This window comes from Streptomyces sp. NPDC051064, assembly GCF_044455985.1.
In the GTDB taxonomy this organism is placed as follows: Bacteria; Actinomycetota; Actinomycetes; order Streptomycetales; family Streptomycetaceae; genus Streptomyces.
Map to the genome: position 1 here is coordinate 30,987 of NZ_JBITFK010000010.1, position 14,493 is coordinate 45,479.

The 14,493-nt window shown below is 70.0% G+C and carries 12 protein-coding genes; 5 read left to right on the forward strand and 7 right to left on the reverse strand.

The window, feature by feature from the left end:
- Positions 1-200 precede the first annotated feature (200 nt).
- On the forward strand, positions 201-926 hold the full coding sequence (locus ACIBCU_RS30845) for a helix-turn-helix domain-containing protein (RefSeq protein WP_362927982.1): 726 nt from the start codon (positions 201-203) through the stop codon (positions 924-926).
- Here the strand turns inward: ACIBCU_RS30845 and ACIBCU_RS30850 are convergent.
- On the reverse strand, positions 920-1,576 hold the full coding sequence (locus ACIBCU_RS30850) for a Type 1 glutamine amidotransferase-like domain-containing protein (protein ID WP_399235461.1): 657 nt from the start codon (positions 1,574-1,576) through the stop codon (positions 920-922). The genes ACIBCU_RS30845 and ACIBCU_RS30850 overlap by 7 nt on opposite strands.
- Before the next feature lie 108 nt (positions 1,577-1,684).
- On the reverse strand, positions 1,685-2,395 hold the full coding sequence (locus tag ACIBCU_RS30855) for a DUF4232 domain-containing protein (protein ID WP_399235463.1): 711 nt from the start codon (positions 2,393-2,395) through the stop codon (positions 1,685-1,687).
- A gap of 393 nt (positions 2,396-2,788) precedes the next feature.
- Between ACIBCU_RS30855 and ACIBCU_RS30860 the strand changes: the two genes are divergently transcribed.
- A complete protein-coding gene (locus ACIBCU_RS30860) occupies positions 2,789-4,213 on the forward strand; it encodes a helix-turn-helix domain-containing protein (protein WP_399235465.1) in 1,425 nt (474 codons plus the stop codon).
- 16 nt (positions 4,214-4,229) lie between these two features.
- On the opposite strand, the gene ACIBCU_RS30865 is transcribed toward ACIBCU_RS30860, so the two are convergent.
- The gene (locus ACIBCU_RS30865; protein WP_399235467.1) at positions 4,230-5,174 is read right to left on the reverse strand and encodes an RNA polymerase sigma-70 factor; all 945 of its coding nucleotides are present in this window, start codon (positions 5,172-5,174) and stop codon (positions 4,230-4,232) included.
- A gap of 172 nt (positions 5,175-5,346) precedes the next feature.
- Between ACIBCU_RS30865 and ACIBCU_RS30870 the strand changes: the two genes are divergently transcribed.
- Entirely contained in the window at positions 5,347-5,832 is a 486-nt protein-coding gene (locus ACIBCU_RS30870; protein ID WP_399235469.1) for a carboxymuconolactone decarboxylase family protein, read from the forward strand.
- 70 nt (positions 5,833-5,902) lie between these two features.
- On the opposite strand, the gene argS is transcribed toward ACIBCU_RS30870, so the two are convergent.
- Positions 5,903-7,672, reverse strand: a complete 1,770-nt coding sequence (gene argS, locus ACIBCU_RS30875) for an arginine--tRNA ligase (RefSeq protein ID WP_399235471.1) — start codon at positions 7,670-7,672, stop codon at positions 5,903-5,905.
- A gap of 147 nt (positions 7,673-7,819) precedes the next feature.
- On the opposite strand from argS, the gene lysS reads away from it, so the two are divergent.
- On the forward strand, positions 7,820-9,580 hold the full coding sequence (gene lysS / locus ACIBCU_RS30880) for a lysine--tRNA ligase (RefSeq protein ID WP_399235473.1): 1,761 nt from the start codon (positions 7,820-7,822) through the stop codon (positions 9,578-9,580).
- 101 nt (positions 9,581-9,681) lie between these two features.
- Here the strand turns inward: lysS and ACIBCU_RS30885 are convergent, their stop codons facing one another.
- The 3 genes from ACIBCU_RS30885 to ACIBCU_RS30895 form a co-directional block, all read right to left on the reverse strand.
- Complete coding sequence (locus tag ACIBCU_RS30885) at positions 9,682-11,082, reverse strand: DUF2637 domain-containing protein (RefSeq protein WP_399235475.1); 1,401 nt, start codon at positions 11,080-11,082, stop codon at positions 9,682-9,684.
- Between the two features lie 183 nt (positions 11,083-11,265).
- Complete coding sequence (locus ACIBCU_RS30890) at positions 11,266-12,081, reverse strand: DUF3558 domain-containing protein (protein ID WP_362927973.1); 816 nt, start codon at positions 12,079-12,081, stop codon at positions 11,266-11,268.
- Between the two features lie 220 nt (positions 12,082-12,301).
- A complete protein-coding gene (locus ACIBCU_RS30895; protein WP_399235478.1) occupies positions 12,302-13,123 on the reverse strand; it encodes a DUF3558 domain-containing protein in 822 nt (273 codons plus the stop codon).
- Positions 13,124-13,295: 172 nt separating this feature from the next.
- Between ACIBCU_RS30895 and ACIBCU_RS30900 the strand changes: the two genes are divergently transcribed.
- Positions 13,296-14,489, forward strand: a complete 1,194-nt coding sequence (locus ACIBCU_RS30900) for an RtcB family protein (protein ID WP_399235481.1) — start codon at positions 13,296-13,298, stop codon at positions 14,487-14,489.
- The last annotated feature ends 4 nt before the right edge of the window (positions 14,490-14,493 follow it).

A 14,493-nucleotide genomic window follows, 5' to 3' on the forward strand; every position in this document is an offset into this window, starting at 1 on the left:
CCGATGAGAGAAACGCTACGTTGCATTCACTACTTCGGCAATCGCGTAGTGGTGAACAACCCTTATTGTTGCAGGTAGATGAGAGATTTCATTGCAATGGGCTTAAGGGTAATGCAACGGGCTGGCCGCGATCCGTTGCAATGAGGTGAGGGTGAACGCTATGCTGGGGCTCTCACGGACGACCATGGGAGGGAGATCGGATGCCCGGGGGCAGACTCACCCAGCAGGAACGCCAGCAGATCGCGCTGGGACTGGCCGACGGCCTCGCCTACGCGGAGATCGCCAGAGGCCTCGACCGGCCGACCTCGACGATCACGCGCGAGGTGATGCGTAACGGCGGGCCCACCGCCTACCGTGCCGATCTCGCCCAGCGGGCCACCGGCCACCGCGCCGCCCGGAACGTTCAAGCCGCTCCCCGGGGGCCGGCGGCACCCCGGCAGGCCGATGGGCGCGACGCCGAGGCGGTGCGCGCGTTCGAGGAGGTGCTCACCACCGCCCTCGTGCAATCGGGCATGCCCAAGATGATGTCCAGGGTGCTGGCCTGTCTCATCGTCACCGACTCGGGCAGTCTCACCGCGTCCGAGCTCGCCCGGCACCTCCAGGTCAGCCCGGCCTCCGTCTCCAAGGCGGTCGCGTACCTGGAGGAGCAGGTCTTCATCCGGCGGGAGCGGGACGAACGCCGCCGCGACCGCTACATCGTCGACAACGACGTCTGGTACCAGTCGATGGTCGCCAGCGCCCGGTCGAGCACCCAGATAGTGGAGACCGCGCAGCAGGGCGTCGGGGTCCTCGGCGCCGGGACCCCGGCCGCCGTCCGCCTCCAGAACATCGCCCGCTTCATGGAGTTCGTCACCGAGAGCATCACACGTGCCGCGGACCAGGCCCGCGACGTCCTGCACACCGGACCGGACACGTCCGGTCAGTAGACGCGGGTGGTGGGGCCGTCGATCACGAGGGCCTGACCGTCGCGGAGGGTCCGGCAGGGGACGCCTTCGGCGCGGTACCGGTCGGCCACGGTGCCGAGGATCTCCGTCTCGGGGTGCCCGGGCGAGTCGATGTGGGGCACCACGACGTGGTCGAGAAGGGCCAGCCCGTCCCAGCGGGCCTCGTCGCCGTACGCGGTGCCCACCGCCTCCGGGGCGTCGCACTCCTCCAGGCCCCGCAGATCGGGTGCCAGGACGCAGACGCCGGCGCTGTAGCCCGCGTAGACGAAGGCGTCCTGCCGCAGCAGGTCCACCAGGGCCCGGTCGGCCCCGCTGCGGGCCATGGCCTGGCGCAGGACGAACACATTGCCGCCACGGACCCAGACCAGGGGGAACCGGGCGAGAGCGGCCGCGACCTGCGCCCCGGGGCGCTCGAAGAACGTACGCAGGTCGAGCTCGACCGGCCGCAGCCCGAGCCCGGAAAGCGCTGCGAGCTCCCGCTCCACCGCCGCTTCGCGCTCGCTGTCCGGCAGGGCGTCGACCGCGTTGGCTATGACCGCGACTGTGACGTCGGAGGCGGGCGGCCGGTGCAGCAGGGCCAGCATCCGCTCCGGGTGGTCCCCTGTTCGGAAGGACGAAAGATACATACGCATCCGTGGACCGTAGCGGCCCGAGAGGCCTGACACGCCCGAACGGGCGTGACACCGATCCTTCGGTGTCACGCCCGTCGCGGAGGCCGCGGACTGTCAGTGCATGAACGGTCAGTACATGAGGGCGTCGTCCATCTCGGTCTGCCAGTAGGTGACGGTCAGCGTGCTGTCGACGTACACGTCCTTGGACAGCGGGACGTTCACCATGTCGCCCGCGGACTTCGATTCCGCGTCCAGGAAGCCAACGGTCAGATCCTGGGTGGAGTAGCCGCCCGTGCCGCTGCCGTCGGCGGACGAGGTCATGACTCCGGCGTAGGCGGACTGGCCGGGCGCGACGGTGACGACGGCCTGCGGCTTGCTGTCCTCGACGACCGGGGGGACGGACTGCGCCTCACCGAAGCGCAGGACCGGGTGGTAGAAGGCGTTGCACGCCTTCGAGCCGGTGTTGGTCACGGTGAGCAGCATGTGGTTGACGGGGCGCTGGACGCCGGTGATCGTCAGCTTGGTGTTCTCGCCGGTGCAGGTGGGCAGGGTCGCGCTGCTGCGCTGCTGCTTCGCACTCTCGGAACCGGAACCCTTGGCACTCTCGGAACCGGAACCGGAGGTGCCGGTGTCTCCGGCCGTCTCCTTGCCGTTGCCCGTGTCCGAGGCCGGGGCCGCCGAAGCGCCGTCGGCCGGCTTCTGGGGCGCCGGGGCCTCGGCGTCGTACGCCGCCGGGGCCGGGCTGTCGCTCTGGCAGGCCGTCAGGGACAGGGCGGCGATCAGCGCCGCGGTGCCCAGGACGGAGGCGCGGGCGGCACGGCGGAAGTGAAGGTTACGCATGAGTGGTTCTCCCCGTTCGAAGGTGGCATGTGCCCGGGGCGCCGTTTGGCGCCCTGATGTGCGGGCGGGTCTACTGGTCGGTGACGCGTGATCAGAGGTTCTGCAGGAGTGCGATGACGACTGCGATGCAGACGATCAGCACTGCTGCGGCGACTGCGTCGGTCAGGCTGAGTGCAGGTCGAGTACGCATGGCGGCTCCCGGGACGGACGTAGGTGGGATGTACGGGTCGAGGGGAACGCCGCGGTGTGTCCACATCTTGTCCAGGCCCGGATTCCCTCGGCAACGGCTGGCGGGGCATGCGGGACGCTGGAACGTTCGCACGTACTCTGACCTGCGCGGACACCACGTCCCTGGAACGCGCTCCGGGAACGCATGGAAGGGGAACGGCCGAGGTGGGCACAGAGATCCAGGACTTCGCGGTGCTGCTCAGGGAGCTGAAGGAGAGGTCCGGGCTCAGCTACGGGGCGCTCGCCCAGAAGCTGCACATGAGCACCTCGACCGTGCACCGGTACTGCAACGGTGACGCCGTTCCCCATGACTACGCGCCCGTCGAGCGCTTCGCGCGGGTGTGCCGGGCGTCCTCCGACGAGTTGATGGCCCTTCACCGGAAATGGATCCTGGCCGACGAGGCGAAGCGGCGGGTGCCTCGGAAGCCGCAAGCGGCCGGGACCGCCGACGGGTCCCCTGACGAGCCCGACGTGGCCGACCTGCCCGACGCGTCCGCTCCCGCGATCGCGGACTCCGAGCCCGCCGCGTCCGAGCCGGCGGCCCCCGGACCCGCACGTGCCGACGGCACCGCTCCCCAGACAGAAGCGGAACCGCCGTCGCGGCCCGAACCGGAATCCGTATCGGAGGACGTGACGCCCCAGGGGCCCGGCCCCGGCGGCGTACCCGCTCCGCGTCGCCGCACCAGCAGGAAGCTGCGCGTCCTGTTCACCGCGGTGGCGGTCGTCGCCCTCACCGTTTCCGCCGCCTTCGCCGTCCGCGGCCTCGGGAGCGACGAGCCCTCGGACGACGGACGGGCGGACGTGGGGCTCAGCCTCTCGCCGGTCGTGCCCACCGGCAGGGCGAGCGGGAGCGTGAAGCCCAGCAAGAGCGCCAGCCCGTCCGCCGAGCCCCGCCGAAGCGCTTCCTCTCCGGCGGGCGAAAAGAGCGCCACGCCTTCGCCGTCCTCGCGCCGGCCGGAGAACGGCGGTGGCGTACCCGTGCACGCGACCATCAGTTCGTACAACTGGGAATCGCCCTGCGGGCAGTACTACTTGTTCGACCAGGCGCCCGACGACCTGCCGCCGGCGCCTCCGCCTCAGGACACCCGTAGCTGGGCGCGGGTCCTCGACGGTGTGGACGGGGGTGACATGAAGCTCGAACTCACCCTCCAGGGAACGTCCGGCGAGGCGGTCGTGCTGAACGGGCTGCACGTACGGGTGCTGGGGCGCAACGCGCCGCTCGCCTGGGGCGCGTACTCGATGGGCAACGGCTGTGGAGGAGGCATCACGCCGCAGACCTTCGACATCGACCTGGACGACAGCCGGCCGCGTACGAAGCCCGTCGCGGGCGAGGACGCCGGCGTGGTCGTCCCCGCGAAGGACTTCCCGTACCGGGTGAGCTCCACCGACGTCGAGGTCTTCCACGTCGATGCGCATGTGGAGGGGCACGACGTGACCTGGTACCTGGAGCTGGAGTGGACCAGCGGCGGCAGGAGCGGGATGCTGCGCATCGACGACGGGGGCAAGCCCTTCCGTACGAGCAGCCTCACGGCCCGGCCGTCGTACTACTACCGCTCGGACACGGCGCAGTGGGTGCCGGAGGAGCAGTGACGGCCGGGGCCCGGGTTCAGCGGCGCAGGGTGGTCTCCTGCTGCATGTGCGACAGCTTCTCGGGGTTGCGCACGGCATAGAGCCCGGTGATGAGCCCGTCGTCGATGCGTACCGCCATGACGGTCTCGATCTCGTCGTCGACCCTGATGACGAGCGCCGGGCGGGCATTGACCTGTGCCGTCCGCAGCGACAGACCGGTGACCCTGCTCAGGCCGCCGATCAGCAGCCGGGCCACCTTGCCCGCGCCCACGACCGGCCTGAGGATCGCCTGCTTGACTCCGCCGCCGTCGCCCAGGAGGACGGCGTCCGGGGCGAGGATGTCGAGCAGGCCCTGCACGTCACCTGTCGCGACCGCCCTTCGGAAGGCGTCGAGCGCTTCCCGGGTCTCGGTCGCGGACACCGCCCCGCGCGGTCGGCGTGCGGCGACGTGGGACCGTGCCCGGTGGGCGATCTGGCGGACCGCGGCGGGGCTCTTGCCGACGGCGTCGGCGATCTCGTCGTAGTCGAAGGCGAACACGTCGCGCAGCACGAACACCGCCCGCTCGCTCGGCGTGAGTGTCTCCATCACCATCAGCATCGCCATCGAGACGCTGTCGGCCAGTTCGACGTCCTCGGCCACGTCGGGCGCGGTCAACAGCGGCTCGGGGAGCCAGGTGCCGACGTACGACTCCTTGCGGCGGCCGAGCGTACGCAACCGGGTCAGCGTCTGCCGAGTGGTGATGCGGACCAGGTACGCACGCGGGTCCCGCACCGTGCCGAGGTCGACGTCCGCCCACCGCAGCCAGGTCTCCTGCAGGACGTCCTCCGCGTCGGCGGCCGAGCCGAGCATCTCGTACGCGACGGTGAACAGCAGGTTGCGGTGGGCGACGAACGCCTCGGTGGCGGGGTCGGCGCGTCCCCCGTCGGTGCGCTGCCCGGCCGTGTCCTGGGTGTGCGTGCGCTCACTGCGGTCGCTGTCCACCGGCTGCTCCTGCCTGTTAACCCTCGACGGTGTCACGCACACGAGACGCCGGCCACCGCTGATCTGTGACACCTGGAAGGAGTGGCGCAGGTCACATGCCGTCCTGTCACACGGTGCCGCCGGCCGGCGTCTTGTGTCCGTCCACCGCAACACCACGAGTGAGGACCAGATCATGGACGCACGGTTCAACCTGTTCGAGAACGAGATCGGTATGAAGTTCGCCAAGCGGTTCGCCGGCACGGGCCTGGTGGTCCAGCAGTCCACGCTGTCGAAGGCCACGCAGGAGCTGGTGTCGCTGCGTGTCAGCCAGATCAACGGCTGCGGGCACTGCATCGACATGCACGTCAAGGAGGCGGCGGCCGCCGGGGAGACCGCGATCCGGCTCCATCTGGTCGCCGCCTGGCGCGAGTCCACCGTGTTCACCGAGGCCGAGCAGGCGGCGCTGGCGCTCGCCGAGGAGGGCACGCGGCTCGCCGACGCGCAGCCGGGTGTGTCCGACGAGACCTGGGCCCAGGTGCGCAAGCACTACGACGACGACCAGGTCGCCGGGCTGATCTCCCTCGTCGCCCTGATGAACGCGGCCAACCGGCTCGCCGTGATCACGCACCAGAAGGGAGGCTCCTACGAGCCCGGCGCCTTCGCCGCCGCGTTCGGCTGACCGGCGGGAACGCGCACGGGCCCGGCCGGGATCGAGTGATCCCGCCGGGCCCGTGCGGCAGCCGGAAGGGTCAGAGGCGCTCGGGCGTCCTGATGCCGAGCAGCTTCATGCCCTGGTGCAGGGTGCGGGCGGTGAGCTCCACGAGGAACAGCCGGTTCTCGACGACCTCCGGGGCGTTCTCGTCGCTGAGGACCTGGCACTGGTCGTAGAAGGTGGTGAGGTGCGAGGCCAGCTGGTAGAGGTACGCGGCCAGCTTGTGCGGCTCGTACCCTTCGGCCACCTCGTCCAGGACCGCGCCGAACTGATCCAGGTGCAGGCCCAGCGCGCGCTCGGCAGGCGCCAGGTCCAGCTCCGGGTGCGCGGCGGGCTTGGCGTCGCCCGCCTTGCGCAGGATGGAGCGGATCCGGGCGTAGGCGTACTGGAGGTACACCGAGGTGTCGCCGTTGAGCGACACCATCTGGTCCAGGTCGAACTTGTAGTCCCGCACGGCGGAGGTCGACAGGTCCGCGTACTTCACGGCGCCGACGCCGACGTACCGGCCGTTCTCGACGATCTCCTCCTCGGACAGGCCGACCTTCTCGGCCTTCTCCCGGACCACCGCGGTGGCCCGCTCGACGGCCTCGTCGAGGAGGTCCTCCAGCCGGACGGTGGTGCCCTCACGGGTCTTGAACGGCTTGCCGTCCTTGCCGAGGACCGTGCCGAAGGCGAGCTGGTGGGCCTTGACGTCCTCGTTCAGCCAGCCGGCGCGGCGGGCCGTCTCGAAGACCATCTTGAAGTGCAGGGACTGCCGGGCGTCCACGACGTAGAGCAGGGTGTCGGCCTTGAGGTCCTGCACCCGGTTGCGGATCGCGGAGAGGTCGGTGGCCGCGTAGCCGTAGCCGCCGTTGGTCTTCTTGACGATCAGCGGGACCGGGTTGCCGTCCGGACCCTTCACGTCGTCGAAGAACACGCACAGCGCGCCCTCGGAGCGGACGGCGACGCCCGTCTCCTCCAGGATCCGGCAGGTCTCCTCGAGCATGTCGTTGTAACCGGACTCGCCGACGATGTCGGGGTCGTCGATCTCCATGTCGAGCTTGTCGAAGACGGAGTAGAAGTAGATCTTCGACTCGTCGACGAAGCGCTGCCAGTGCGCCAGCGTCTCCGGGTCACCTGCCTGGAGGGCCACCACCCGGTCGCGTGAGCGCGCCTTGAACTCCTCGTCGGAGTCGAACAGGACCCGAGACGCCTTGTAGACGCGGTTCAGCGACGACATCGCCGCCTCGCCCTCCGCCTTGTCACCCTCGTGCTGCAGCTCGTCCGGGTGCTCGAAGAGGTACTGGATGAGCATGCCGAACTGGGTGCCCCAGTCGCCGATGTGGTGGCGCCGGACGACGTTCTCGCCGGTGAACTCGAGGATCTGGACCATCGCGTCACCGATGACCGCCGACCGCAGGTGGCCGACGTGCATCTCCTTCGCCACGTTCGGCTGGGCGTAGTCGATCACGGTCGTGCCAGCGTCGGCCTTCGGCGGGACGCCGAGCCGGTCGCCGTCCGCGGCCCGCGCGGCGAGCGTGCTGATGATCGCCCGGTCGGTGAGCGTGACGTTGAGGAAGCCGGGGCCGGACACCTCGATGTCCTTGATCAGCTCACCCGCCGGGAGGGCCGCGGTGACCTTGGAGGCCAGCTCACGCGGGTTGCCCTTGAGCTTCTTGGCGAGCGCGAGGATCCCGTTGGCCTGGAAGTCGGCCCGGTCGCTTCGGCGCAGCAGCGGGTCCGCGGTGCCGGCATCCGGCAGCGCTGCCGTCAGGGCGTCCGCCAGCTGCTGCTGGAGCGTGGAAGCGAGGGAAGGGACCGAAGCCATGAGCCGGCTGCCGTTTCCGTAGGAGACAAAGGATCACCCCAGTATCCCACGGGGTGTAAAGCCGTTTTCGCGCTGCGGGTGGTACCTGGGAGAATGGGTGTGCCCCTGCTGGGGGTCGCCCCTACGAGTCCTACACGAGAGAAGGACGTGCCGACCGTGGCTTCGAGTCAGAGCAGCACAGAGACCGACTGGGTCTCCCGCTTCGCGGACGATGTCATCGCCGAATCGGAGCGACGTGCGCCTGGCAAACCGGTCGTCGTCGCTTCCGGGCTCTCCCCGTCGGGCCCGATCCACCTGGGCAACCTCCGCGAGGTCATGACCCCGCACCTGGTCGCCGACGAGATCCGCCGCCGCGGTCACACCGTGCGCCACCTGATCTCGTGGGACGACTACGACCGCTACCGCAAGGTGCCGAACGGTGTCGAGGGGGTCGACGACTCCTGGCAGGCACACATCGGCAAGCCGCTGACCTCGGTGCCCGCCCCGGCCGGGTCCGCGTACCCGAACTGGGCCGAGCACTTCAAGGCCGCGATGACCCAGGCACTCGACGAGCTGGGCGTCGAGTACGACGGGATCAGCCAGACCGAGCAGTATCTGGCGGGCACCTATCGCGAGCAGGTCCTGCACGCGATGAAGCACCGGGCCGACATCGACGCCGTCCTGGACCGCTACCGCACCAAGAAGGACGGCGCGGCGGGCGCCAAGGGCGGCAAGAAGCCGCAGCAGAAGAAGGTCGACGAGGCCGAGCTGGAGGCCGCCGAGGGCTCCGGCGCGGCGGACGAGGACGACGGCAGCTCGAACGCCGCCGGCTACTTCCCGTACAAGCCCTACTGCGGCAACTGCGAGAAGGACCTCACCGTCGTCACGTCCTACGACGACGACACGACCGAGCTGAACTACACCTGCTCGGACTGTGGCTTCGCCGAGACGGTCCGGCTCAACGAGTTCAACCGCGGCAAGCTGGTCTGGAAGGTCGACTGGCCGATGCGCTGGGCCTACGAGGGCGTGATCTTCGAGCCCAGCGGTGTGGACCACTCCTCGCCGGGCTCCTCCTTCGTCGTGGGCGGCCAGATCGTGCGTGAGGTCTTCGACGGCGTCCAGCCGATCGGGCCGATGTACGCGTTCGTCGGGATCTCCGGCATGGCGAAGATGTCCTCCAGCAAGGGCGGCGTGCCGACCCCGGCCGACGCGCTGAAGATCATGGAGGCGCCGCTGCTGCGCTGGCTGTACGCGCGCCGCCGGCCGAACCAGTCCTTCAAGATCGCCTTCGACCAGGAGATCCAGCGTCTGTACGACGAGTGGGACTCGCTGGCCCGCAAGGTGGCCGACGGCACGGTGCTGCCCGCCGACGCCGCCGCCTACGCCCGGGCCATCGGCACGGCCGCCGGGGAGCTGCCCAGCACCCCCCGCCCGCTGCCGTACCGCACGCTCGCCTCGGTCGCGGACATCACCGCCGGCGCGGAGGACCAGACGCTGCGCATCCTCAGCGAACTCGACCCGGAGAACCCGCTGACCTCGCTCGACGAGGCACGGCCCCGGCTCGACCGCGCCGAGAACTGGATCACGACCCAGGTGCCGGCCGAGGCCCGCACCATCGTGCGTGACGAGCCGGACAAGGAGCTGCTGGGCTCCCTCGACGAGCAGGGCCGCGAGTCGCTGCGGCTGCTGCTGGAAGGGCTCGACTCGCACTGGTCGCTGGACGGCCTGACCACCCTCGTCTACGGGGTGCCGAAGGTGCTGGAGGGTCTGGCGCCGGACGCCAAGCCGACGCCCGAACTGAAGGTCGCCCAGCGCTCCTTCTTCGCGCTGCTGTACCGGCTGCTCGTCGGCCGGGACACCGGGCCTCGCCTGCCCACGCTCCTCCTGGCGGTGGGAGCGGACCGGGTGCGGACGCTGCTCGGCGCGTGACGCCGTAGGTAAGAAAAAGGGCCGCCGCCCGGACATCCCGGGTGGCGGCCCTTTTCCGCAGGGTCTCGGCGCCGGCAGCAGTGGGCCGGGACGGCAGGCTCTCAGGCGCTCTGGTCGGCCGTCGACTGCGCCGGGACGTACGCCTGCTTGAAGTCCGGCATCAGGCGCAGGAGCAGCTCCCGCGAGCGGGGGTGGCGGACGTTGCGCGTGTCGGAGAGGTGTATGTCCAGGATCTCCGCGGTCGGGAACTGGCCCTCCTGGTCCGTGTACGCGCTGTACACCTCGAAGGCCAGGTCGGCGAACTCGGCGTCTTCCTGGGACCACTCCTCCAGCTGCGGAGCGTCCTCGGGGTCGAGAACCTCGGCCGCATCGACGGCCTGGGTCTGCGGGGCCGCCTGAGGCCGGCCCTCGGGGGCTTCCTCGCGGCGCGGGTGCGGCACGGCGCCGATGGTGCCCACGTTGCCGAGCGGGCGGGTGCGGCCGGGGCCCGAGGGAATCATCACCGGGCTGGACTCCGTGCCGTCTTCGTACGCGGGGTCGTACGCACCCTCGTACGCCTCGTCCGGCACCTTGGGGGCCGCGAACCACGGGCTGTCGTGCGAGCCGGGGCCCTCCTGGAGGTACTGCTGCTGGTCGAACTCGTCCTGCTGGACGAAGCGTTCCTGCTCGTCGTACCGGTCGTACTCGTCCGGCCGGCTGTGCTGGTCCTGCCGGGGGCCGTGCTGCTGTTCCCCACGTGCCTGCGGGGCGTACGGGAGTTGGGGGTGCTGCTGCTCGGTCTCCACGGCTGCCGGGGCGGGCGGCAGCAGGGCCGGTTCGATGCCCGCGGCGGCGAGGCCGGCCGGGGCGGTCTCGGCGAGCGGGACGCCGTACTTCGCCAGGCGCAGCGGCATCATCGACTCGACGGGTGCCTTGCGCCGCCAGTTGCGGCCGAAGCGGGCCTGGAGGCGGGCCTGGTAGATCAGCCGGTCCTGTTCGAGCTTGATGACCTGCTCGTAACTGCGCAGTTCCCACAGCTTCATCCGGCGCCACAGCTTGAAGGTGGGGACGGGGGAGAGCAGCCAGCGGGTGAGGCGGACGCCCTCCATGTGCTTGTCGGCCGTGATGTCCGCGATCCGGCCGACCGCGTGCCGTGCGGCCTCGACGGCGACGACGAACAGGATGGGAATCACCGCGTGCATGCCGGTGCCCAGCGGGTCGGGCCAGGCCGCGGCGCCGTTGAAGGCGATCGTCGCCGCGGTCAGCAGCCAGGCGGTCTGACGCAGCAGCGGGAAGGGGATGCGCATCCACGTCAGCAGCAGGTCCAGCGCGAGCAGGACGCAGATGCCCGCGTCTATGCCGATCGGGAAGACGACCGAGAAGTCGCCGAAGCCCTTCTCCTCCGCGAGTTCGCGCACGGCGGCGTACGAGCCCGCGAAACCGATCGCGGCGATGAGCACGGCCCCGGCGACGACGACCCCGATGAGCACGCGGTGTGTGCGTGTCAGCTGCATGGCGGCCACCCGCGAATCCCCTCCCGACTTCGATGAACCGGTTCCACTTCGGCACCCCGGCGCGCGCACAGCCTGGCACATGCCGGCCGGGCGTGTTGCGTGGGGAGGGGCCGAAGCCCGGTACTCGCGGGAGTACCGGGCTACGTCAACGTGCCTCTGGGCAGGGGAGTCGGCGCTCCTGCCGGGCTCAGGTCACGACTTGTCGACGGCCTTGGAGGACGACTTCGCGGACGACTTCGCCGACGACTTGGACGACGGGGAGGACGATGCCTTGGCGGAGGGGGAGGCGGAGGACTTCCCCGCTCCGGCGTCGTCGCCGACCGCGGCGACGGCCTCCTTGGCGGCCTTCTGGGCGTCCTTGAGGATGTCGGCCGCGGAGGGCGACTTGGCGCCGGCGAACCCGGCCCCGTTGTAGGTGACGCTCACGACGACGTTCCCCGTGCGGGCCACGATCGTCGCGTACTCGAAGTCCTCGCTCGACTTGCTCAGCCCGTACGTGACGGAGGTGGCCTGCTCACCGAGGCCGGTGGCGGGCTTGGCCGAGGCCTTCTTGGCGCCCTCGGTCGCCTGCGCCTTGGAGACCTGCTTCGTGTACTCGTCCGTCGCGCGCTTGGCGCCGCTGCCCAGGGACTGGTCCGAGTCGAAGCGGGTGAAACCGACGTCGAGCCAGCGGTACTGCGAGCCCTTGACGCCGTTGTCGTCCAGGCCGTTCCAGGAGCAGCCGCCACGGCTCGCGGTGTCGCTGGACCTGCCCGGGGTGCCGCCCTTGGTCTTGGCCTTCGGAACCAGGTCCTCGATCGTCTTCTTACCGATCGAGGTGCAGGCGTCGGGCAGCGTGCTGAACTTCGCGGGCTCGACGGTGGGCTCGGACTTCTTCGCGCTCGGAGAGGCCGAGGAGGCGGAGCCCTTCGCGTCGTCGGAGTCCGACGAGCAGCCGGCGACGACGAGCATCACCGGAACGGCGGCGCAGGCGAGTATGCGGGACAGTCGCGGGGCTGATCGGTGCATGGTTCCTTCACTCGGACGGCACGGCGGTCTCGGTCGTGCGGGTGGTCGGGCGGTACGCCGGTCGCTGCGTCGGTTCGCTACGTCGGGCGGTGTGTCGCGCGGTATGTCGGTCGGTGCGTCGGTCGGGGGCCACGGTACGACGGACGGCGACCGGATGCCGCCTTCGGCCGGAGGCCCGGGGGTGCGCCCCGAGCCCCGGCCGGAGGCCGTCGGGGCCCGGTCAGTCGCTGAGGGCCTCGTCCAGATTCCGCGCCAGGGCCTGGGCCTTCTCCTGCAGTTCCCTGCTGTCGGGAACCTCGGTGACGCGGGCCGGCTGCTCCATGTAGTGGACGGTCACGATGACGTTCGATGTGCGGAATACCACGCTCACGGTGCGGTGCTGCGCGGTGGAACCGGCCCGGGTGAGAGTGTCGTCCAGGAACGCGGCGTCCCCGAGCTCGTCGAGCAGCCGCGGCCGGAGGTCCTCGTCGGGGTCGGCGTCGGTGGTGTTGCCCGACGGGTCGGCGGAGGGCGAGGCGGACGACGAGCCGCCCGGGGAGCCGGACGGTGTGCTGCCGGCCGACGCGGAGGCCGATCCGCCGGTCGTCTCGCTGGGGGTGGCACCTGCCGAGGTGGTGGGGAGAGCGGCGGCGTCCTGCTTCTTCGCGTACACGTCCCGGGCGCGGTCGTCGTCGCTCACCGCGGGGTCGTACGACACGACGCGCTCGAAGTCGATGGACAGATTCCGGGAGGCGTCCGGGGCGTCCGACTTCCAGCGGCAGCCGACCTTGCGGTCGGTGTCGTAGGTGACGGCGGCCGTGCCCTCGTACACCTTCTCCTGCTGGTCCTCGGGCAGTCCGGCGGCGCCGGGCAGCAGGTCCTTGAGCGTGGAGAGCGGTACGGCACGGCAGGATTCGGGCAGCGTCCGGTACTTCCCGGGAGGCGCGGCCGTGACCGTCGGGCTGCCGGGCTTGCTGTCGGCGGCGGGGTCGTCGGCGTCGGAGCCGGCGCTGCAGCCGGCGACGAGCGCCACGAGAAGCGCGACGCCGGGTACGTACGCCATGTGTCGCACGGTCCCAGGCTCCCTTCGGTACGAAAACGGGTTGCCGCTCGATAGCGGCCGATGGACACAATGTGTATCGCACGCGCCGCTGTGAATGCCGGTCGGCCGACCTGTATGCCGACCTAGGCACCGGTTTTGCGTTTTCAGTCTTTTTCGGGGGAATCGAGGAGTTATGTCGTATGTAGAGGTACCGGGTGCGCAGGTTCCCATCCGCATGTGGGCGGATCCGGCGTCGGTGGAGGAGGTCGCGATGCAGCAGCTGCGGAACGTGTCCACGCTGCCCTGGATCAAGGGCCTCGCGGTCATGCCGGACGTCCACTTCGGCAAGGGCGCGACCGTCGGCTCGGTGATCGCGATGCAGGGCGCGGTCTGCCCCGCCGCGGTGGGCGTGGACATCGGCTGCGGGATGTCGGCGGTGAAGACGTCGCTCACCGCCAACGACCTGCCGGGAGACCTCTCGCGACTGCGGTCGAAGATCGAGCAGGCGATCCCGGTCGGCCGTGGGATGCACGACGACACGGTCGACCCGGGCAAGCTCCACGGCTTCGCGACGAGCGGCTGGGACGACTTCTGGTCGCGGTTCGACGGGATCGCCGAGGCGGTCAAATTCCGTCACGAGCGCGCCACGAAGCAGATGGGAACGCTCGGCTCAGGCAACCACATGATCGAATTCTGCCTCGATGAGGCAGGCGTGGTCTGGCTGATGCTGCACTCCGGCTCCCGGAACATCGGCAAGGAGCTGGCCGAGCATCACATCGGGATTGCCCAGAGGCTGACGCACAACCAGGGCCTGGTGGACCGGGATCTCGCAGTCTTCATCTCGGACACCCCGCAGATGGCCGAGTACCGGAACGACTTGTACTGGGCCCAGGAATACGCCAAGTACAACCGCGCGATCATGATGGCGCTCTTCAAGGACGTGGTCCGCAAGGAGTTCAAGAAGGCGAAGCCGGTCTTCGAGCGCGAGATCTCCTGCCACCACAATTACGTGGCGGAGGAGCGGTACGAAGGGATGGATCTGCTTGTCACGCGTAAGGGCGCGATTCGAGCGGGCACCGGCGAGTACGGGATCATCCCCGGCTCCATGGGGACGAGTTCCTACATCGTGAAGGGCTTGGGCAACGAGAAGGCGTTCAACTCGGCCTCCCACGGCGCCGGCCGGAGGATGAGCCGGAACGCCGCCAAGCGCCGTTTCACGACGCGCGACCTGGAGGAGCAGACGCGGGGCGTGGAGTGCCGCAAGGACTCCGGTGTCTTGGACGAGATCCCGGCCGCATACAAGCCGATCGAGCAGGTCATGGAACAGCAGCGGGATCTGGTCGAGGTCGTCGCGAAGATCAAGCAGATCGTGTGTGTGAAGGGCTGAGACG

Bases quoted from the DNA above. Each gene is read 5' to 3' on its own strand.
- ACIBCU_RS30850 (WP_399235461.1), bottom strand. From the start codon at position 1,576: ATGCGTATGTATCTTTCGTCCTTCCGAACAGGGGACCACCCGGAGCGG.
- ACIBCU_RS30895 (WP_399235478.1), bottom strand. From the start codon at position 13,123: ATGGCGTACGTACCCGGCGTCGCGCTTCTCGTGGCGCTCGTCGCCGGC.
- ACIBCU_RS30855 (WP_399235463.1), bottom strand. From the start codon at position 2,395: ATGCGTAACCTTCACTTCCGCCGTGCCGCCCGCGCCTCCGTCCTGGGC.
- ACIBCU_RS30890 (WP_362927973.1), bottom strand. From the start codon at position 12,081: ATGCACCGATCAGCCCCGCGACTGTCCCGCATACTCGCCTGCGCCGCC.
- argS (WP_399235471.1), bottom strand. From the start codon at position 7,672: ATGGCTTCGGTCCCTTCCCTCGCTTCCACGCTCCAGCAGCAGCTGGCG.
- ACIBCU_RS30900 (WP_399235481.1), top strand. From the start codon at position 13,296: ATGTCGTATGTAGAGGTACCGGGTGCGCAGGTTCCCATCCGCATGTGG.
- ACIBCU_RS30870 (WP_399235469.1), top strand. From the start codon at position 5,347: ATGGACGCACGGTTCAACCTGTTCGAGAACGAGATCGGTATGAAGTTC.
- ACIBCU_RS30845 (WP_362927982.1), top strand. From the start codon at position 201: ATGCCCGGGGGCAGACTCACCCAGCAGGAACGCCAGCAGATCGCGCTG.